The following is a 19,468-nucleotide window of genomic DNA, read 5'->3' on the forward strand; positions in this document are numbered from 1 at the left end:
CACGTTAATCAGCTTTGTCTGAGCGATATATCAGCCCAATTATTGTGGTATAGCTTAAAACGGATGAGCCGGGAGTTGTTACCTCAATCGCATTATTGGTGTAGAGCCCATTTACGTTAGAAAATAAGCTAGCTCCATAAGGAGTCTCTGTATCAAATTCCAAATCGATAGGTCTTGTTGCGCCTTGGTAAATGAAGCTATCGGTTGTCATTCCTAGGCACTAGATTTTCGTTGTAATCCAATGTGTTACATAATTTAACTATTTGATAAATATTTTGCATAAAAAGTATATATTTTAACTATATCAGCCGAATTGCTTGGTACATTTTTTATTACTTTATTTGTTCAATAAGGCACTGACTTCAGCATAAATGCGGTTTACATCAGAATAATTTTTGCTTACTAGGTTTTGGCATATTACATGCTTAACCCCTAAATAATACTGAGATTTGATACTAAGCAGATAATTCTTTCACGTTAAAGTGTAACGAGTAGGCCAAATTAGTATTGAACGCTTACTAAGCAGCGTAAAAATATGAATATTTTAATTGTAGGGTGTGGTGCGATTGGCGGATTTTACGCTAGCCGCTTACAAGAGTGTTGTACGTCTATTACTGTCACAGCCAGAGGACAACATCTTGAAGCAATTCAGCAAAACGGCCTCAAGGTTACGCATGACGGAGAGGAAAAGCTTAGCTTTGTGAATGCGATCAATCATCAAGAACTAACAAATGATTTTCAAAGTAAACAATTCGATTTAGTGATGATTTGCCTCAAAGCCAATCAGCTTTCAACGGTTCTGTCAGAACTTGAAACTTGGTTAAAGTTATCAGAATGCCCAATATTATCGCTGCAAAACGGTGTAGACAGCGAAGCGATGTTAGCGCATACCCTAGGTCAAGATAGAGTATGGGGCGGGATGGCCATCAAGATAGGGGAGAAGTTGTGAGGCCCGGCGAGATAGTATCGACGGGTATGGCAAAAATTACCTATGGCCCATGGCCAGTCGTCAGATCTGGTCAGCAAATGCCTTATCAACTGACAAACTTTGCCAAATATTTAGCATTAGCGAATATCCCATTTGAGCTCACTTCAGATATACGCCTAGAATTATGGAAGAAACTTATCATTAACAATGGTGTAAATCCGTTGTCGGCCATAACTGGCCTAAATACTTTCGAGCTCACTCATAATCCTTCTTATGTGGCCATGATACAAAACGCGATGCAAGAAACCGTAGTAGCCGCACGCTATGATGGAGTAGAATTAACTCAGCAAGATGTAGATACCTTGTTTGATTTAATCAAAAACTTTTCTTCAATTAAAACATCTATGCTAATAGATAAAGAGAAAGGCAGAGAGCTTGAGTTAGACGCTATTGTGGGTGCTGTTATTAAAAGATGTCAAAAACAGGGGATACCCGCTCCTCAAAATCAAGAGTTTTCACGTAATCTCACAGAATCAGTAAGGTATGAATGTTGAAGATAGTAACCTTAGGTCCAGCTGGCACATTTTCTGAACTTGCCACAAAAAAATTTATTCAACAACAGTCAGCTATTTGTGATGTTCATTTTTTGCCTACCATTAGAAAAGCCCTGCATGAAATAGGGCAATCTTGTGATATTGGCATCATACCTATTGAGAATTTTTCGGAGGGTTTCATCGCGTTAGTGCTAGATCTTTTAGTGGAGCTCGATTTATGCATCATCGATGAAGTGATGCTCCCTATCGAATTTTCATTTGTTTCAAATGCTAAACACTTAGAGGATATAGAGCAACTGTTTGTCCAATTTGTAGCACAAGGCCAATGTGTGGAGTTCATTCAAAATTTGAATAAAGTCAGCATTCATTTGACAGAAAGTAACATTGAATCCCTTGAGAAGTGTATTGACGCAGATGATAAAGCAGGTGCAATTGTTCCCTCTGGGTCGTTTAGCTCACAAGACTTCGCGTCTACGATAAACAAAGTGAATGACTACGATAATAACCAAACACGATTTTTAGTGCTAAGTAAAAAACCGGCTAACACAAATCCAAGGCTAGCAAACAAGACCAGTATTATTGTGCTAGATGATGACGATCATCCTGGCCTGTTAGGTGAAGTACTTCAGTCATTCTCTGCACGCAGAATCAATTTAACCAATATCATTTCTCGCCCTACTCGTAAGATGTTTGGCAAGTATCATTTTTTTATAGAGTTTGAAGGTAACCAGCAGGACACTAACGTAGCCGCGGCTTTAAAAGAAGTTAGCAAAAGAAACAAAGTAAAAATACTTGGCTCCTATAAAACCGCAACACTATGAGTATTAATAGTATAATGGCTTTTTAGACGTCGCTATCTTTGGCTGTTGATTTTGGGTACAACCAAAAAGCAAAGCGTTTGGTCATAAAGGGCATTAATAAATACGTCATCAACACAATCACTACTGCAGTCACCATAAATGTCCTGATCAACAGTGGAAACCCTATTAACCAAGATTCAAACAGCCAAAATATAAGGGTCACAGCGGGGTAAAGTGCCAGCCAACTAATGAGTGTCATTTTATATCGAGGAGGAGGTGTAATTGGATTTGTTGAAGGTAGCGTGAACCAAGTTATCAAGCCAGACACCTGTTCCCTTTCACTTGTTGTTATCAATAAATCTTCAATTTTTTCTAATATCTCAGATCTTTGCGAAGAGTTTTCCCACTCCTGCAAACTATTGATATCTTGAAACTTAAACATGATTCGATATTCTGGGTCAATACTAGATGAGGGTTTAAACAATGTTGTCCCCAAATAGCCCGGAAACTTGCTTGCTCGTTGGGTCATTTCTGTTGTAAGAAATTCAAACTCTCTCACCATTTCAGGCTTGACGCGGCGAGAAACGATTACCGTAATAGGTTCTTTATTTTCTGCCACTTTTCACCTCTCATTATTGTGTAAAAAAAGGGGCTGCTAATGCAAGCCCCAAATGGTTGAGACAGTTATTTAACTTCCGGTAGCACGTAAATGTTGGACACTAAACATACTTGTTGGAGACAGTTCTGGGTCCACCTGACCTTTAAATTGACCTGTTGTGCAATGATTAGCTTGTACATCTATCATGCTAAATGCATCATCGATAGATACACCCGAGCCTTTATTTGCTGGCAAATGATGATCTGGGTGAGCTTGACCAATGGTAAAAGTTTTCCACATTGTACCTTTGCGATCGTATGATACCGTTCTAGGTATAGTAAATGTTTGAGCATCCATAAAGTGTACGCGTTTTGATAAAGGATGAGATTCATTTACGGGACTCGCTTCAACCTCATATACTTTGCGTAATTGCCAGGTAATATTAGGAAAGCAACCGCCTTTACCACTAAAAGCAACGACTTGATAAGCATCATCATCTTCATGTGTTTCAGTATCTAATGTTAGCTCATTGTGATTAAAAAACGGCATAAGCATGTAACGAGTAGATTTATATTCCCAATTCATATCAGAGATACGCCCGTTATACCCTTCAAAATCCTCAATCATCAAGTCAGAACCAAGGAAGGCGTCAGTTACCTGACCGGTTGCTAAACGTCTAACTCTGCGTTGGAAACCAAGATATAACCAAGAATTATCGCGTTTTAAGTCATCAGCGGCACGATGGATCAGTAACTGTGTGTTACGCACGTCATCAGGTGCTAATACTTGAACGTAAATAGACCGAAATAAATCAGAAGGGTTTGGTGTAATTTCAGGAGTTGGCTGCTGATTTACTCGTCCTTTAAAGTTCAAAAAATGGAAGTTAAACTTGATAGTACGCTCTACTTTTGCAGACTCCATATCCCGGTATTTCCAATAAAATGGTTTTATCGCAGCGCTATCACCCCAATTGTAGCCATACTTATAGTTCCACGCGAGTTTCTCACCGGCACGAGGATCGTCTTTACTCGGTTGTTCGAGGAAGGGTCTTCCGGCTTCCCAACCGGTAATTTCACCCACTTTCTCACCTAAGCTTACCTTCCCGTAGCCTTGGGCACTGGCGTCTATATAACTCTGGTGCAGCGCTAAAGAAGTCGTATCGCCAATCACCATCTGCGTCCAGCCTTGTTCAATAAATGAATAATAGGCTGGATCAATGACATCTTTAAACTGAGCAACATTAGATTGGTCGATGACCATACCTGTAGTTAAGCCCTCAGAAACAGGTTTATTTTCTGCATATGGAAAGAAGGATTGTTTAACCACGTCGGGTGTTGCCAATGCGAGATTTGACATAATAGTAGCAACGATGCCCACCTTTATGCCTAAAGTTAATATATTCATGTTGTTGTCCTCTTTTAGAAACTATAACGAAGGGTAAATTGAAGCTCATCTTCTTCTTGAGCCATACCAATGGGGCCGGATCTAAAGCGTCCTAAAGGCTCGAAACCTCCTAGACCAAGGGTAGATCCGCTTGCGTGTTCAGGAAAAGCAGCAGTAAATGGTGCCCAGGGGTTACATGTACGGCAGTCGTCAAATGTACGAGCGCCAGTACCAAATTTAAAGTTTACGCCACCAGTGAATTTCAAGTTATCACTGACTATCCACTCAACCGACATTGCCACGGCTGTTGAGCCTGCTCTAAAATCATGTGCACTGATAATTTGTGGGCTTAATCTATCGTTCATCCACCAACCTTTAATTAATAAAGTGGCCGTCCAATTTTCGTCCCAATCAGGTATACCAGCTGGCCCGAGTAAACGTTGTTCTTGCTCATGATCCAAAATATGCTGACCAAATATTTGACCTGAAAAAAGGAACGCGCGCTTATCATTTAAGAAAGGAATAAAGATATTTTTATCTGCGCCAACCACATAACGCAGCACATCGGACTCTGAGAACAAATCACTTCTCAATGTATTGGCAAACTCCTCGCCTGAGGTATGGGCTGCCTCTATTCTAAAGACAGTATCAATACTTTGTGAGTAGTAATCCATTGAGCCGCCAACTAAAGTAACGCGCGGAAACTCAATATCAAAAGCAATTAGCGAGGGCCATACGGCAACTTCACCATTGAATCCATTTTGCGCCTGTATGCCACCACGCAGTGAAGGCATTTGTGAGCGATAACTCAAGGCATTTAGTGAAAAGCCTAAATCACCTAACACACCCTCAAATTTAAGACCTACTTGAGTATTTGAAAGACTCCAACTTGGTAAATTAGCCTGACGGATCCCTATTTGGCCTGGACCAAAATCAGTTGCAGCGACTCCCCCGGCAAAGTTTGCTACTGTTCCACCATTTTCCCATAGGTTGTTCATTCCCCTGAAAAAACAGCCAGCATCTACAATTACATTGGGCTGACCACATTGACCTAAATCATTAGGACGAAAACGGTCAAAGTTCCAAATTAATTGTAAATTCAAATCATCAAAAGTCTCGGTAGCTCCCATGCGATAGTCTGTTTTTAAAATCCACATAGGGATTCGTATATCTTCTAATTCGTCGTATATATTGTTTCGTGAATAATCCACGGGATTAATCACATCAAGTACTCTAAATAAGTCGGTTCGGCCCCAAATAACTTGCTGCTTACCTAAACGAGTACTAATGATGTGACCATTGTCTAAACTGAAATCAAAATCCAAATAGAGTTCGCGTATAAAATCTAGTCGGTCATTTAGCTCTTGGGATCTAAGCTCTTGAATGTCGCGTGAAAGGTAACCTGAAATACAACCTCGCGAATCAGTGTCGCAGGGGCGGATAGGCACACCAAATGCAACTCCACCGTTAGTTGCGTGAAGATGTTCACCAAGCACAATCATGCCTTCATTAGGGTTGTTGGCAGTATCGAAGGAAAATGGTAGGGCTAAACCTTCCCCAAAAGGCACTGTGGAACCTAGACCAGCAGCAGTGTTTTCTAGAGAAATTGCTCGACCCGCCTTGTCGCCAAAATCTTCGTCATTTAAGTCATAAACACCATCATAACTTAGACGAAACGTCCCACTTAATGAAATGTTGCTAAAAGAGCCTGATGATTTATATGTTTTTTCTGCTTCTATCTGTAGTGTGTTTCGGAATTTTGATAAACCCACATCTTTACGCAAATAGGTTGCGTTTTCGATGAATGCGTTAACTCTAACTTCCTCTGCAAAGGCACTTTGCTGAAAAGTAGCTAAAAGGGCAAAGCCCAGCGCTACTTTACGCATTGTACATTTTTCTAACTGTGTGTTTTTGAGCATGTTGTATCCTCTCTATGTGCTTAAATAAACCAATTAACTACAATCAGTTTTGATTTGGGGTAAATGCTCCGCTGTGTGCTGCCGGCAATGACAGATCAGCAGGATTTGCATCAACGGCTTTAGCGTCGGCATGCAACACACCGTCTTCATCGCTATATACATTGACAATAAATTTAGGTTTGAAAACCAGAACCCATGAAGGCACCAAAAGCATGGCAGCAAAGCCATTGATCACAATCATCACGCAAAGTAGAAGGGCGGCGTCAGATTGAAATCTCAATTCTGAGAGAATGACCCACATTACAATTCCAGCGATCAAGGTAATCGCAGTGAAGCTAATAGCCATTCCAGTGGTGGCGATTGATTGGCGGACCGAGTCGAAAAGGTTACCCGTTTTGGCCATAAACTCACGTATCCGGTCCATCATATATATGGAGTAATCGATACCCACGCCGATACCGACTGCAACCACCGGCACGGTATTGATATCAATGCTCATGCCGTAAAGTCCCATGTATGCATAAGTTAAAATTGATGCAAAAAGCATAGTTGCCAACATCATTAAACCCGCGTGCAAAGAAGCATAAAACAGCATCACAAAAGCAAAAATAAGCACAAAAACAAGTGGCAGGACAATGATATTAGTTTCGAATGCAGACTCATTCATTGCAGCTGCAACCCCTATGGTTCCGCCAGCTAGACGAATTTCTAGCCCATCAACATCATTGCCATGTTGAGCAATCCAAGTCTTCGCCATATGAATGGCGCGGCGAATAGTCTCGCCTTGCCTGTCTTTGTAATAGAAAACCAAGTTAGCAATACGGTCATCGGTATCGTTAAATTCGTTTAATGCACCTGGAATTGGACTAGACGCCATGTAAGTGAACATCAAACCACCAACATAAGATGCGTCATGTGGGACTTGATACCAACGCGGATCATTATTGTGCATGAGTCGGTTAACTTGCTGGACAAGATCAGTGAGACCTTTACTACCACCTACTTCAGGGTCAGATAACATATGTGATTGCAGTGAAATCAACGATTTCAGAACCTCAGGTCGCTTTAACCCACCGTTGGTATCGGTTTCAGCAATGATGTAAAGTTCTTCAGAGCCTGGGAAACGTTCATTTACGGTGCGTGAAGAAATGTTGTAATCATGATCTGGGTATAAAATTGGAGAACCAGGTTCCGAATCTCCAATTTGAACTTGAGACGCGGCAAACAAACCAACGATAATAAACGCTAACGCACCTAAAAGGAGTCGCACAGCGGCTTTAGGGCTAGTTACTACACGCGAACAACTCGAACCGATATAGCGCAGAAAGGTCTCTTTGATTTCTGAATTTTTTGGTGTAGGCAGCACAGAAAGTAGCAAGGGCACACCAACTAGGACCGTTAACACCACCGTAATCGCCCATAATGAAGCATAAATACCAAGGTGTGTGTTCAACGGAATAGAGCCGACCGCAATTAATAATAGGCCCACAGCATCAGAAACAACGCCTAAAGTACCGGGTCTAAACAAGCTGTCGAATGTAGCCTTTGCAGCATCACTGCCCTTTGAGTACACTTTTAATTCAGCATAATACCTTTCAACTAACTGTACGCCATGGCTCATCGCTCTTGCGGCTATTAAAAACGGTATCACTAACCCAAGCGGGTCAAGGTTATAACCCAATAGACTAATAATCCCTAGGCCCCATATGGTTGAAATAAGGACACCTCCAAGAGGCACTAGAACACCATAGGCTTTGCGAAAATGAAAGACCAATAGCGCTAACATTATTAGAATTGTAAAGATAAATATTTGGAGGATTTGCTCCATATAAGTATAGGCCCATCCGACTAATACTGGCTGACCAGTTGCGTATATGGTGACGCCTGCTTGATTTTCTTCACTGATAATTTGTTGTAATTGGGTAAAGGTTTTTTCGTAGTCTAATTGCCCTTCAATTAACTGTGCTTTTACCAGCGCCATTTTAAAATCTGGGGCAACTAGTGGACCGTATACTTGGGGGTTTGCAGCAACGTTTTCTCGCATTACTTGTAATTCAGCAGTGCTATATTCACCATAGGTTGAATCGTAGTAAGGCTGTGAATTTATACTACCCACCTCTGTCAGCCAAATATGCCGTGAATTTCGATGGGTTAAACTTGCAACGAGGTTATGGTTCACACCAGGTAGATTGTCTACCGCCAACGTGACCCTATCTAAGATAGCTAAATTTTCATTTGAAAATAAATCACCATTGGTAAATTCAACCCCTACTACCAGTACATTAGCTCCACCAAAACTATCTTTTATACTGTTATGCAGTTGTATGTATGGATGTTCTTGTGGCAATAGATTAGCAAAATCGGTATAAATTTTAAGGGCAGGAATGCGACTTAAAAAGAAAACCGTTAACAGGGCTATTGCACCTAAGACTATCAATGGATGCTTGAATATATTGGACTCTATATTATGTAATAAATGTGTAAACCGATGTTTAGATGTCATTGTCTTACTCCGTTTGATCCATAGATAGCGCTTCAGCAGCAAGGTCTACTTTCATAAACATCCCACGTCCCCCAGCAACAAATAGACTGTTATTAAAAGATAGAGCGGCGCGCAAATAAACGGGTGCAGTAGCCGGCTGTATCGTCTTCCACTGCTTACCAGTTAATTTCAGTACAGTGGCGTTATCACCTAACGCAAAAAGGTCTTCATTAACGTTCTCAAATTGATAAATTGGCGCGGCGCTATCTACGTGTTGACGCTCCCACGTGTTCCCAGAATCATTGGTGTAAAAAATGAAACCATTGAGTCCGCCCACCCAGCCTTCTGATGTGGAAATGAAATGTGCAGCATGAGGATAAAACTCGTCCGGCATAAAACCGCTGATAGCCCACGACTGTCCGCCGTCACTAGTCACTAAAAGCATCCCAAACTCTGCTGTGGCAACCGCTTGTTGTGCTGAAATAAAGGTCAAGTTAGTAATAATTGCGTCTTCTTCTAGTGTGCTAGATTGCCAAGTGAGTCCCTTGTCATTTGATCTTAAGAAGGTCGAAAAACCACCTGCTAACCACCAATCTCCATTAGGTGCGCAATCAATGGTCATTAATTGTTCTTGAGTATCAATGGGAATAGACAACCAGTTGTCACCATGTGGATCTGATACCCAAATATGATTGTCGAATGAAAGCGCGATAAAGGTTTCATCTGGACAAGTATCAATATCGAGCAATGACGGCTTTTCAGTTAAAATCTTACGCTGCCATGTTGTGGTATCACTGCTGGTCAATACGACTCCATTCGTGCCAACTAAAACGGCGGTTTTTTCATTGCTAGCGAATGCTTGGTAGAAGTCAGTTCTTTGCATAGGTTGTTCAAGTTGCGAAGATACTTTGTCCATTAACAAAGGAGCTTCACATCCTGATAAAAATATAGAGCTTATGATTAACACGACTGTAAACACATGAATTTTACAGCGCGGATTCAAACTAAATGGCGGGCTAATATAGATGACTTTTTTCGACAACATGATCATTACATTTTTTAATTAACATAAAAATCACAACAGCAAAAGGTGTGCCATTGCCAAAAATTTAAATTATTCTAGAAGTTTTATATATATTTCAGTGGCTTAACGACATTTTTAATAGAGGCAGGAGTTTGAGTTAAGAAATCCAGCTTTTAGTTGTTAATGAAATGATAAATTAAATGCGGTGTAAAAAAGACGATTTAAGGAGTTTTAATGATTTGGTGACTTTTTAAAATGAATGTAATTCTTCCATGGCTAAACTCTTACTCCCAATCATTAATATCTCTTTGAAAAGAGAGTTTAGCCAATGGATGTATTGAGATGATAAATTTATTCAATGATGCCATGTTTCTTTAAACGATAAGCTAGTGCTGGACGGGTTACCCCTAACAATCTAGCTGCCTTTGAAATATTGTCCTTAGCTTTTGCCATTGCACTTTCAGTCAGTATTTTTTCAACTTCATCAAGACTTATTTCCCTGTCGAGAATTTCATCTATCCAATTGTCCTTTTCTTTCTCACTCGTCTTAACAACTGCACCATTTGAGTAAACGTGTTCATCACTATTTGCCTGAAGTTGCTCAATAGTCGATGAAAATAAGGAATCGACGGATATGGTTTCATTACTGTCAGTTAAAATTACGCCTCTTTCAATCACGTTTTCTAACTCTCTGATGTTACCGGGCCAGGGATATTTAGAAAGATAGTCCCAAGCCTTATCAGATAAGCCAAGTGTTCGTTTAGAATAATCGTCATGAAATTTCTGTAAAAAGTGTTCAACAAGCAAAGGAATATCATCTATTCGATCGCGCAATGGGGGGATATTTACGGGGAAAACACTTAAGCGATAATATAGATCAGCCCGAAACTTCCCATTGTTTACTGCTTGCTCCAAAGATTCATTAGTTGCAGCAATCACCCTCACATTCACTTTATGAGTTTGTGAGCCGCCCACTCGCTCAAGTTCGTGTTCTTGTAAAACTCTTAGCAAAGTAGCCTGTGCTCGAGGTGTTAACTCCACGACTTCATCAAGAAAAATCGTGCCTTTATCCGCTCTTTCGAAACGTCCTGCACGAGATTGTGTAGCACCTGTAAATGCACCTTTTTCCACGCCAAACAACTCAGCTTCTATTAGTTCTTGTGGAATTGCTGCGCAGTTAACCGCTATAAAGGGTTGTTCAGCGCGTTTGCTACGTAAATGCACACTGCGAGCAATGACTTCTTTGCCTACTCCAGTTTCACCAAGTAGTAATACAGATACTTTCCCTTGAGCAGCTTTATCAATTTTCGCGCATGCTTCTTTATATGAAGCTGACTGGCCTATTCCGTAGTATTGGCCTTGTTGGCGTTCTAGATTGCTGCGAAGCGAATTGACTTGAGACTGCAAACTATATAATTGCTCAATAATTGGTTCAGCTTTAAAGTATTGTGAGAATTCTTCGTGATCTTCCCACTCTTGTGCTGGCTTTCCAACAATTAGACAACGCTCGTCACCGCAACCTCTACAGCTCACTTCACGAAAAATGATCTCACGCCCCATGAATGATGAGGTAAACGCGCATGCATACCCCAGTAAAGACCAACAAGCAGGTTCATCCATTTGACCTAGTTCTGTCTGAACCACTTCAACTTCCCAGGAATTAATCCATTCAAATTCGGCGTAAAAATGTCCAGTCTTTTGATCAATGTCTATTTTGATCGGATTCGGCTTTACCATTCCCTTGATTGAGTGCAACTGTGGTCCGGTAAGAAAGATATCTATATCTTTGGAGTTTGGCCGCAAACGTCGAGAAAGTTCTGCATCTCGTATACCAGCTTGGTAGCCTAGCCTTAGAAAGAAACCTTTTGCTCGCTCGATACCAATACTATTTAGCAACTCCTTCTAAAAGCGGCCATAGCCGACACGTGCATCAGTAGCATTCTTTGCTCACCAAACCAGACCTTACCGTCTTCATAACTAAATTTAATGAGATCGGTCAAATCTTTAATGTCCGTTTCAGCTACATCGTTTTTTAGAGCACTACTCATAAGCTTCCTCAAAAATATGGTGATTTCATTTTGCCGATGTGTGATGAAGTTAAACGGCTAATTACAAATCACTATACTACACCCTATTCGCAAGTTTTTTTAACCATTTGATAAATATAATACCTGCATTCATTAAATCATTAACATTCACTTAGGCAAAAAAACCTCTTAAAAACGGCTAAAAAACGAAATTATATTCTTATTAAACAACAAATTAACTCTCCCAAAGCAAGTAATAAAACCTCTTTGGCACAGCTGTTGCTCTACACCGTTTTAACAAATAAAAAACATTGTGAATGCAAATGAATAACATGATTTCTAATTTGAACAAAAACAAATTTAACGCATTGGCTCGTTATGTCCGAGTTCGCAGTGCTCCTGAAGACAAATTCGTCGAATTCGATTTTGCAATTGAGCATCCCGACCTGTTTGTTGAGTTGGTGCTTCCTAGAAAAGCCTTTGAGATTTTTTGTAAACACAACAACGTTATTCACATGGATGCTTCCATGGCGAAAAAGATAGATGACGACAACCAAAAGTGGCGTTTTGGCGACACCAAAAAGGTTTAGATTTAAATGATATTGATTAACCAAACAAGGTACAGAATATGAGCGTTGAGATAAAAACTAGTTCCGTTTCTACCATTCGGAATACCTACAGTCACATTAAACGTCGCTTTGGTGATAAGCCAGCTACACGTTATCAAGAGGCTAGCTATGATATTGAAGCAACTCATAACTTTCACTATAAACCGTTATGGGACCCTGAAAAATCACTAAATGATCCTAGTCGCACTGCTATTAAGATGGCTGATTGGTACGCGATTAACGACCCACGACAGTTTTACTATGGGGCTTATGTTGGCAGCCGCGCAAAAATGCAAGAAAGCGCAGAGTCGAACTTTAAGTTCTGTGAAAAGCGAAACCTAATTTCCAGCTTAGATGAAAACATTCAACATAAGATACTTAAGTATCTCGTACCTTTTCGCCATTTGAATCAGTCAGCGAACATGAACAATAGCCAGGTTGCCAGCGATTCGATTGCGACTACCGTGGCTCAACCACATATATATCAAGCAATGGATCACCTGGGCATCGGTCAATATTTATCCCGCATTGCGTTAATGATCGACGGAAATACCGGTACGGCATTAAACACGAGCAAGGCATTTTGGATGGATGATCCAATGTGGCAAGCAATGCGCAAGCTTGCTGAAGACTCGATGGTAGTTAGCGACTGGTTTGAGTTAACACTATTACAAAACCTATTAATCGACAAAGTGCTATTTTCATTCGCATATGAAGCCATGGACGAATGGTTCTGTGAAATGGGCGCGCGCGACATTGGCATGCTGACGGAGTTTATGCGTGATTGGAATAAAGACACAACACGCTGGATAGTTGCTGTTGTAAAAACAGCCGTTGCTGAGTCGGATTACAACAAAGAAAAGATACAAGCTTGGGTTAACCATTGGGAACCGCAAGTATTCACCGCGCTAGAACCTATCGCTATGGAGACAGTTGGAAAAACATCACTCTCCAAAATTCAAGCCGAACTGGCAGCCCTGCTGAAAAAAGTAGGCCTTCAATCTACAGGGGTGATGTCATGAGCCAGTATGTATTTATCGCATTTCAAGACAACGAAAACGCGCGTTATTTAGTAGAAGCGATCAGTGAAGATAATCCAGATGCTGAAATACAGTATCAGCCGGCAATGATTCGGATCCAAGCTGAAAAACGCTTAGTGATTACTCGTGAAACGATGGAAGAAAAACTAAATCGCGAGTGGGATGTGCAAGAAATGTTGCTAGATGTCATCAGCATAGGCGGAAACGTCGATGAAGATGACGATCACTTTACCCTTTCATGGAATTAATCAGGAGTCACTTATGACAGCGGCAAAAAAACTAAACCTAAAGCAAAAGTATCAATATTTAACTCGTAATATGGATTGGGAACCAAGCTACCAAAAAAAGTCTGATATTTTCCCACAAGAGGATTTTGAAGGGATCAAAATTGTAGATTGGGACGGATGGGAAGATCCCTTTCGCCTCACCATGGACTCTTACTGGAAATACCAAGCTGAAAAAGAGAAAAAACTCTACGCTATTTTTGATGCATTCGCTCAGAACAATGGTCATCAGAATATTTCAGATGCGCGTTATGTTAATTCACTCAAGCTTTTTTTAAGTGGTGTATCGCCACTTGAGTATGCAGCGTTTCAAGGCTATGCAAAAGTCGGTCGTCAGTTTAGCGGCGCAGGCGCAAGGGTAGCGTGTCAGATGCAAGCAATTGACGAGTTGCGCCATTCGCAAACTCAACAACATGCAATGAGCCATTATAACAAGCACTTTAATGGTCTGCATGATGCCCCGTTAATGCATGACCGTGTATGGTTTCTATCCGTACCAAAATCATTCTTCGATGATGCTCGCTCAGCTGGGCCTTTCGAATTCTTAACAGCGATTTCATTCTCGTTTGAATATGTACTAACTAACCTGCTTTTTGTGCCATTTATGTCAGGTGCGGCATACAACGGCGACATGGCAACGGTAACATTTGGTTTCTCAGCACAGTCAGACGAAGCACGTCACATGACGCTTGGATTAGAGATTATAAAATTCATGCTTGAGCAGCACGAAGACAATGTGCCTATCGTTCAAAAATGGATAGATAAATGGTTTTGGCGTGGTTTCCGCCTGCTTAGCCTAGTCAGCATGATGATGGATTATATGTTGCCAAATAAAGTGATGTCGTGGCAAGAAGCTTGGGAAGTCTATTATGAGCAAAGCGGTGGGGCCTTATTTAAGGAACTAGAGCGCTATGGTATCAAGCCTCCGAAGTATCAAGATGTCGCTAATGCAGCGAAAGAGCATATTAGTCATCAACTATGGGCAACTTTTTATCAGTATGGACAGGCAACTAACTTCCATACTTGGATCCCCAAAGAAGAGGAAATGCAATGGCTAGCAGAAAAGTACCCTAATACTTTTGACAAGTACTATCGCCCTCGTTTTGAACATTGGGATGAGCAACATAAAAAGGGTGAGCGCTTTTACAACAATACGCTGCCTCAGCTATGCCAAGTTTGTCAGGTACCGGTTCTATTTACCAAAACAGAAGATCCAACATCGTTTAGCCATTGTGACACAACGCATGAAGGTGAGCGTTATCACTTCTGTTCAGAAGCGTGTAGTGAAATCTTTGCAGACGAACCGGCTAAATACGTCCAAGCCTTACTCCCTGTTCATCAAATATATCAAGGCAAATCTGGCGGGCCTGAGCTACCGCAAGTGTTGACCGATTATTACCACATCAATATTGGTGAGGATAATTTTGACTATGTTGGTTCACCAGATGAGAAGCGTTGGAACGAAATTAAAGGTATTAAGCCATTAAATAAAGACACCGACGCGGCATAAACAATAACCGGGTAGCGATGCTACCCGAACAATTTACATACGAGGTTACTATCATGGCTGTAAAAGCGATTTCAGAGTACACAGCAGTACCCAACGACTTGGTCGAAAACTTTAACGGAATGCAACTGCTTTATGTGCATTGGCTTAATCACAATATGTTTTGTGCACCATTTGCGTTGTTAGTTTCTCCTGACGCGACGCTACCCGAAGTTTTCGCTTCTCATATACAACCAGCGACCGCTCCGCATCCGCAGAGCGCAAAAATTGAATACGACAAAATACAATGGGAGTTGAACGGTGAACCATTTGAGCCCAACCAAACTGACACCTTGCTTGCTCAAGGCATCGATCATAAAAGCATGCTCAAAATGACTACTCCAGGCCTTAATGGCCTCTATAACGCAAGTTTTTAGGAGGTGTAAGATGACACATACGGTAACGGTCGAACCTACAGGCGAGCAAATAGAGGTTGAAGAAGGCCAAACTATATTGCAAGCAGCACTACGTCAAGGTGTATGGATCCCTTTTGCATGCGGCCATGGCTTATGCGCAACGTGCAAAGTAACGGTGCTTGATGGCGATGTTGATGTAGGCGACGCCTCTCCATTTGCCTTAATGGATTCAGAGCGCGATGATGGTAAGGTTTTGGCATGTTGCGCAACGGTTGAAAGCGATGTCACTATTGAGGCCGATATCGATGTAGATGAAGATTTTGAAGGGTATGCGGTAGAAGACTTTAACGCAACAGTCACCAAGATTGTTGATTTGTCGCCCACTATCAAAGGCGTACATTTTTCTTTAGATAGCAGCATGACCTTTCAAGCAGGCCAATATATAAACTTACTTTTACCCGGTTGCGATGGTGTAAGAGCCTTTTCAATCGCTAACACTCCATCAAACAGTCAAGAAGTTGAATTACATATTCGCCAAGTCCCAGGCGGCGCCGCGACTACCTATATTCATGAGCAATTAAAGGTAGGTGAAACCTTGCCTATGTCTGGACCATATGGACAGTTTTTTGTTCGAGATTCACAACCAGGAGATTTGATATTCATTGCGGGGGGCTCTGGTTTATCAAGTCCTCAATCAATGATCCTAGACCTGTTAGAAAGAGGCGATCAACGACAAATCACCTTGTTTCAAGGCGCGCGTAATCAAGAAGAGCTTTATAACTCAGAACTTTTCACTGACCTTGCAGAAAAACACGACAATCTTACATATGTGCCGGCGCTCAATGATGCTGGTGACGATGAAACATGGAAGGGGTTTAAAGGCTTTGTTCACGAAGCAGCTAAAGCGCATTTTGATGGTCGTTTCGCTAATCATAAAGCTTACTTATGCGGGCCGCCACCAATGATTGATGCTGCTATAACGGCATTGATGCAGGGAAGGCTGTTTGAGAAGGACATCTTTATGGAGAAATTCTTGACGGCTGCTGATGGTGCTGACGAACACCGCTCGGCGCTATTTAAAAAGATATAAGGTGAGATACACCATGCGCCAATTCACCATAACCGACATCACTAACAAGCAAGAATTTATCTGTCGTGAGAATGAATACGTTCTCTATGCCATGCAACGAAGCGGAAGAAAATGCATTCCTGTTGGCTGCAAAGGTGGTGGTTGTGGAGTATGTCGAATCAGTATTATTTCTGGTACGCCAGATATCGGTCCCATGAGTAAATTACATGTTACCGAAGAAGAGAAAAATAGCGGGTATGCACTGGCTTGCCGTATTAAGCCAAAAAGTAATTTATCTTTTGAGTGCGCACCTAAACCAAAGGCTTCGACGAACCAAGAAGCCTGTATAAATAAGCATCTGAAAGAGGTTTCACAATGAAAAAAGGTATCATGAGACCAGGACACGTACAACTGCGTGTCTTGGATATGGAAGCAGCGCTCAAGCATTATGTTGATTTGCTTGGTTTAATTGAAACAGATAGAGATGAATCAGGCAGGGTGTATTTAAAAGCGTGGTCTGAAGTAGATAAGTTTTCAGTGGTATTGCGCGAAGCTGATGAACCTGGCTGCGACTTTATGGCATTTAAAGTCGTCGATGAAGAATCGTTGCTTCAATTAGAAAAAGACTTAGTCGCATTTGGTTGCAATATCACACATATGCAAGCGGGCGAATTAAAGGATTGCGGCCGCCGCATTCAATTTACATCTGCTTCAGGGCATTGTTTCGAACTATATACAGATAAAAAATATACCGGTAAATGGGGTTTAACACCAGTCAACCCAGAAGCATGGCCTCGCGATCTAACTGGCATGAAAGCCGTTCGTTTCGATCATTGTTTGTTTTATGGTGATGCATTAGCCGAGACATACGATCTCTTTGTCAATGTACTAGGATTCTATCTAGCAGAGCAAGTACTTGATCCAGATGGAAATCGTATCGCGCAATTCCTTTCGTTGTCCACTAAAGCGCACGACATTGCCTTTATCATGCATGAAGAAAAAGGGAAGTTCCATCACGCCTCTTTTTACTTAGAGACATGGGAAGATATTTTACGAGCCGCTGATTTAATTTCAATGGAAGATGTGCCGATTGACATTGGCCCTACCCGTCACGGCTTGACCCATGGTAAGACGATTTACTTTTTTGACCCATCTGGTAATCGGACTGAAGTGTTTGCTGGGGGGATTACAACTACCCAGACCATCAGCCCGTCACTTGGTTATCTGATGACCTTGGAAAAGCAATTTTTTACCACGACCGAGTATTAAATGAAAGATTCTTGTCGGTTCTTACTTAATTAAATTTTCGGGCGAAAGCCCGCTTATTTAAGCGTCTATCACCCTTTCAATACTAGAAAAAAGAGATAAGAATGAAAGAATACAAACACTTTATTAATGGTGATTATGTCGGTTCTCAAAGTGGTAAAACATTTGAGAATCGCTGCCCCGTTGATAACCATTTATTAGGTATCGTCCATGAAGCGAATGAGCAAGATGTAGACCTAGCCGTTAAAGCTGCAAAAACAGCGTTAAAGGGGCCGTGGGGCAACATGACCCAAAGCCAGCGCACCGAATTACTGAATAAAGTGGCGGATAGAATTAATGAGCGTTTTGAGGAGTTCTTAGAAGCGGAATGTCTTGATACGGGGAAGCCTCATAGTATTGCTCGCCATATTGATATTCCAAGAGGCGCAGCTAATTTTAAAGCGTTTGCAGAAACACTTGCCAATCATCCAACAGAAAGTTTTCGACTCGATACGCCTGATACAAAAGGCGCTGTGAATGTGGGACACCGCACACCCAAAGGGGTAATTGCTGTAATTTCGCCATGGAATTTGCCGCTTTTATTAATGACTTGGAAAGTGGGTCCTGCATTAGCCTGTGGCAATACGGTGGTCGTTAAGCCTTCAGAGGAAACACCTGCAACCACAACATTGCTTGGTGAAGTAATGAACGAATGTGGCGTGCCTGCCGGCGTATTTAACGTTGTACATGGCTTTGGAGCAGGATCTGCAGGGCAATTTTTAACATCTCATCCTTTGGTGGATGCTATTACTTTCACGGGAGAAACAGCAACAGGCGAGGCTATCGTAAAAGCTGCAGCTGTAGGTCTACGCAGTATATCCATGGAATGTGGTGGTAAAAACCCAGGGATTGTTTTCGCTGATTGTGATTTAGACAAAGCGGTTGAAGGAACTATGCGTTCTGCCTTTGTCAATTGCGGACAAGTATGTTTGGGAACCGAGCGTGTCTATGTTGAACGACCTATATTTGATGAGTTTGTAAAACGTCTTAAAGAAGGCGTAGCTAAATTAAAACTTGGTCGCCCTGAAGATGAAGAAGCAAATTTTGGTCCATTGGTAAGCCTTGAGCATCGAAATAAAGTCCATTCATATTACAAATTAGCAGTTGAAGAAGGCGCTACCGTGGAAATTGGAGGCGGTATCCCTGACATGGGTGAAGCGTTAAACGATGGCGCGTGGATAGAACCCACTATATGGACTGGCTTACCTGATAATGCTCGCGTAGTACGAGAAGAAATTTTTGGTCCCTGCTGCCATATACGCCCCTTTGACACCGAAGAAGAAGTGATCGCTTTGGCCAATGATACCGACTACGGCCTTGCCGCAACTATCTGGTCAGAAAACAGTGCTCGAAGCATATCGGTTGCTGAACAAATGGAAACGGGTTTAGTTTGGATAAATAGTTGGTTCTTACGTGACTTGAGAACAGCATTTGGTGGCGCAAAGCAATCAGGTATTGGTCGCGAAGGCGGCGTCCACGGTCTTGAATTTTACACTGAATTAAAAAACATCTGCATAAAATTATAGAAAAAATGCGCAACTTATT

Annotated in this window: 19 protein-coding genes and 1 pseudogene; 12 read left to right on the forward strand and 8 right to left on the reverse strand. The window is 41.5% G+C overall.

Going from position 1 to position 19,468, the window contains the following annotated elements:
* Positions 1–4 precede the first annotated feature (4 nt).
* On the reverse strand, positions 5–211 hold the full coding sequence (locus AC0L6H_RS00890; protein WP_473391998.1) for a hypothetical protein: 207 nt from the start codon (positions 209–211) through the stop codon (positions 5–7).
* Between the two features lie 324 nt (positions 212–535).
* Between AC0L6H_RS00890 and AC0L6H_RS00895 the strand changes: the two genes are divergently transcribed.
* From AC0L6H_RS00895 to AC0L6H_RS00905, 3 genes are read left to right on the forward strand one after another with little or no spacing between them, the layout of a single operon-like run.
* On the forward strand, positions 536–949 hold the full coding sequence (locus AC0L6H_RS00895; protein ID WP_473391999.1) for a ketopantoate reductase family protein: 414 nt from the start codon (positions 536–538) through the stop codon (positions 947–949).
* A complete protein-coding gene (locus AC0L6H_RS00900) occupies positions 946–1,482 on the forward strand; it encodes a ketopantoate reductase family protein (protein ID WP_473392000.1) in 537 nt (178 codons plus the stop codon). Before AC0L6H_RS00895 ends, AC0L6H_RS00900 begins: the two co-directional genes overlap by 4 nt.
* Positions 1,476–2,303 carry a prephenate dehydratase gene (locus AC0L6H_RS00905; RefSeq protein WP_473392002.1) on the forward strand — a complete coding sequence of 276 codons (828 nt, stop codon included), beginning with the start codon at positions 1,476–1,478 and terminating at the stop codon, positions 2,301–2,303. The genes AC0L6H_RS00900 and AC0L6H_RS00905 overlap by 7 nt, the downstream gene beginning before the upstream one ends.
* A 22-nt stretch (positions 2,304–2,325) precedes the next feature.
* On the opposite strand, the gene AC0L6H_RS00910 is transcribed toward AC0L6H_RS00905, so the two are convergent.
* The 7 genes and pseudogenes from AC0L6H_RS00910 to AC0L6H_RS00940 form a co-directional block, all read right to left on the reverse strand.
* Complete coding sequence (locus AC0L6H_RS00910) at positions 2,326–2,901, reverse strand: antibiotic biosynthesis monooxygenase (RefSeq protein WP_473392003.1); 576 nt, start codon at positions 2,899–2,901, stop codon at positions 2,326–2,328.
* A 69-nt stretch (positions 2,902–2,970) separates the two neighbouring features.
* Entirely contained in the window at positions 2,971–4,284 is a 1,314-nt protein-coding gene (locus AC0L6H_RS00915) for a DUF1329 domain-containing protein (RefSeq protein WP_473392005.1), read from the reverse strand.
* Between the two features lie 14 nt (positions 4,285–4,298).
* The gene (locus tag AC0L6H_RS00920) at positions 4,299–6,182 is read right to left on the reverse strand and encodes a DUF1302 family protein (RefSeq protein WP_473392006.1); all 1,884 of its coding nucleotides are present in this window, start codon (positions 6,180–6,182) and stop codon (positions 4,299–4,301) included.
* A 43-nt stretch (positions 6,183–6,225) separates the two neighbouring features.
* Entirely contained in the window at positions 6,226–8,685 is a 2,460-nt protein-coding gene (locus AC0L6H_RS00925) for an efflux RND transporter permease subunit (RefSeq protein WP_473392007.1), read from the reverse strand.
* A 4-nt stretch (positions 8,686–8,689) separates the two neighbouring features.
* A complete protein-coding gene (locus AC0L6H_RS00930) occupies positions 8,690–9,709 on the reverse strand; it encodes a WD40/YVTN/BNR-like repeat-containing protein (protein WP_473392008.1) in 1,020 nt (339 codons plus the stop codon).
* A 330-nt stretch (positions 9,710–10,039) separates the two neighbouring features.
* On the reverse strand, positions 10,040–11,425 hold the full coding sequence (locus tag AC0L6H_RS00935; protein WP_473394438.1) for a sigma 54-interacting transcriptional regulator: 1,386 nt from the start codon (positions 11,423–11,425) through the stop codon (positions 10,040–10,042).
* 24 nt (positions 11,426–11,449) lie between these two features.
* Positions 11,450–11,736 (reverse strand): annotated as a pseudogene (locus AC0L6H_RS00940) (XylR N-terminal domain-containing protein); the annotation flags it as partial.
* Positions 11,737–12,038: 302 nt separating this feature from the next.
* Here AC0L6H_RS00940 and AC0L6H_RS00945 point away from each other — a divergent pair.
* The 9 genes from AC0L6H_RS00945 to AC0L6H_RS00985 all read left to right on the forward strand — a co-directional run bounded on the left by AC0L6H_RS00945 (position 12,039) and on the right by AC0L6H_RS00985 (position 19,449).
* The gene (locus tag AC0L6H_RS00945) at positions 12,039–12,305 is read left to right on the forward strand and encodes a phenol hydroxylase subunit (protein ID WP_473392009.1); all 267 of its coding nucleotides are present in this window, start codon (positions 12,039–12,041) and stop codon (positions 12,303–12,305) included.
* 38 nt (positions 12,306–12,343) lie between these two features.
* Positions 12,344–13,345 (forward strand): aromatic/alkene monooxygenase hydroxylase subunit beta, encoded by a 1,002-nt coding sequence (locus tag AC0L6H_RS00950; protein ID WP_473392011.1) that lies wholly within the window; start codon positions 12,344–12,346, stop codon positions 13,343–13,345.
* On the forward strand, positions 13,342–13,611 hold the full coding sequence (locus AC0L6H_RS00955) for an MmoB/DmpM family protein (protein WP_473392012.1): 270 nt from the start codon (positions 13,342–13,344) through the stop codon (positions 13,609–13,611). Before AC0L6H_RS00950 ends, AC0L6H_RS00955 begins: the two co-directional genes overlap by 4 nt.
* A gap of 13 nt (positions 13,612–13,624) precedes the next feature.
* Complete coding sequence (locus AC0L6H_RS00960; protein WP_473392013.1) at positions 13,625–15,157, forward strand: aromatic/alkene/methane monooxygenase hydroxylase/oxygenase subunit alpha; 1,533 nt, start codon at positions 13,625–13,627, stop codon at positions 15,155–15,157.
* A 53-nt stretch (positions 15,158–15,210) separates the two neighbouring features.
* Entirely contained in the window at positions 15,211–15,570 is a 360-nt protein-coding gene (locus AC0L6H_RS00965) for a phenol hydroxylase subunit P4 (protein WP_473392015.1), read from the forward strand.
* Between the two features lie 10 nt (positions 15,571–15,580).
* Positions 15,581–16,639, forward strand: a complete 1,059-nt coding sequence (locus AC0L6H_RS00970) for a 2Fe-2S iron-sulfur cluster-binding protein (RefSeq protein ID WP_473392016.1) — start codon at positions 15,581–15,583, stop codon at positions 16,637–16,639.
* Between the two features lie 13 nt (positions 16,640–16,652).
* Positions 16,653–16,997 carry a 2Fe-2S iron-sulfur cluster-binding protein gene (locus AC0L6H_RS00975; RefSeq protein ID WP_473392018.1) on the forward strand — a complete coding sequence of 115 codons (345 nt, stop codon included), beginning with the start codon at positions 16,653–16,655 and terminating at the stop codon, positions 16,995–16,997.
* 11 nt (positions 16,998–17,008) lie between these two features.
* The gene (locus AC0L6H_RS00980; protein ID WP_473392019.1) at positions 17,009–17,887 is read left to right on the forward strand and encodes a catechol 2,3-dioxygenase; all 879 of its coding nucleotides are present in this window, start codon (positions 17,009–17,011) and stop codon (positions 17,885–17,887) included.
* A gap of 101 nt (positions 17,888–17,988) precedes the next feature.
* A complete protein-coding gene (locus AC0L6H_RS00985) occupies positions 17,989–19,449 on the forward strand; it encodes a 2-hydroxymuconic semialdehyde dehydrogenase (RefSeq protein WP_473392020.1) in 1,461 nt (486 codons plus the stop codon).
* Positions 19,450–19,468: the final 19 nt, after the last annotated feature.

It is taken from the genome of Glaciecola sp. G7-5 (assembly GCF_055808975.1).

Coding starts and splice junctions, on each gene's coding strand:
- AC0L6H_RS00890 (WP_473391998.1), bottom strand. CDS start 211: ATGACAACCGATAGCTTCATTTACCAAGGCGCAACAAGACCTATCGAT.
- AC0L6H_RS00895 (WP_473391999.1), top strand. CDS start 536: ATGAATATTTTAATTGTAGGGTGTGGTGCGATTGGCGGATTTTACGCT.
- AC0L6H_RS00905 (WP_473392002.1), top strand. CDS start 1,476: ATGTTGAAGATAGTAACCTTAGGTCCAGCTGGCACATTTTCTGAACTT.
- AC0L6H_RS00915 (WP_473392005.1), bottom strand. CDS start 4,284: ATGAATATATTAACTTTAGGCATAAAGGTGGGCATCGTTGCTACTATT.
- AC0L6H_RS00920 (WP_473392006.1), bottom strand. CDS start 6,182: ATGCTCAAAAACACACAGTTAGAAAAATGTACAATGCGTAAAGTAGCG.
- AC0L6H_RS00925 (WP_473392007.1), bottom strand. CDS start 8,685: ATGACATCTAAACATCGGTTTACACATTTATTACATAATATAGAGTCC.
- AC0L6H_RS00930 (WP_473392008.1), bottom strand. CDS start 9,709: ATGTTGTCGAAAAAAGTCATCTATATTAGCCCGCCATTTAGTTTGAAT.
- AC0L6H_RS00935 (WP_473394438.1), bottom strand. CDS start 11,425: ATGGTAAAGCCGAATCCGATCAAAATAGACATTGATCAAAAGACTGGA.
- AC0L6H_RS00945 (WP_473392009.1), top strand. CDS start 12,039: ATGAATAACATGATTTCTAATTTGAACAAAAACAAATTTAACGCATTG.
- AC0L6H_RS00950 (WP_473392011.1), top strand. CDS start 12,344: ATGAGCGTTGAGATAAAAACTAGTTCCGTTTCTACCATTCGGAATACC.
- AC0L6H_RS00955 (WP_473392012.1), top strand. CDS start 13,342: ATGAGCCAGTATGTATTTATCGCATTTCAAGACAACGAAAACGCGCGT.
- AC0L6H_RS00960 (WP_473392013.1), top strand. CDS start 13,625: ATGACAGCGGCAAAAAAACTAAACCTAAAGCAAAAGTATCAATATTTA.
- AC0L6H_RS00965 (WP_473392015.1), top strand. CDS start 15,211: ATGGCTGTAAAAGCGATTTCAGAGTACACAGCAGTACCCAACGACTTG.
- AC0L6H_RS00970 (WP_473392016.1), top strand. CDS start 15,581: ATGACACATACGGTAACGGTCGAACCTACAGGCGAGCAAATAGAGGTT.
- AC0L6H_RS00975 (WP_473392018.1), top strand. CDS start 16,653: ATGCGCCAATTCACCATAACCGACATCACTAACAAGCAAGAATTTATC.
- AC0L6H_RS00980 (WP_473392019.1), top strand. CDS start 17,009: ATGAGACCAGGACACGTACAACTGCGTGTCTTGGATATGGAAGCAGCG.
- AC0L6H_RS00985 (WP_473392020.1), top strand. CDS start 17,989: ATGAAAGAATACAAACACTTTATTAATGGTGATTATGTCGGTTCTCAA.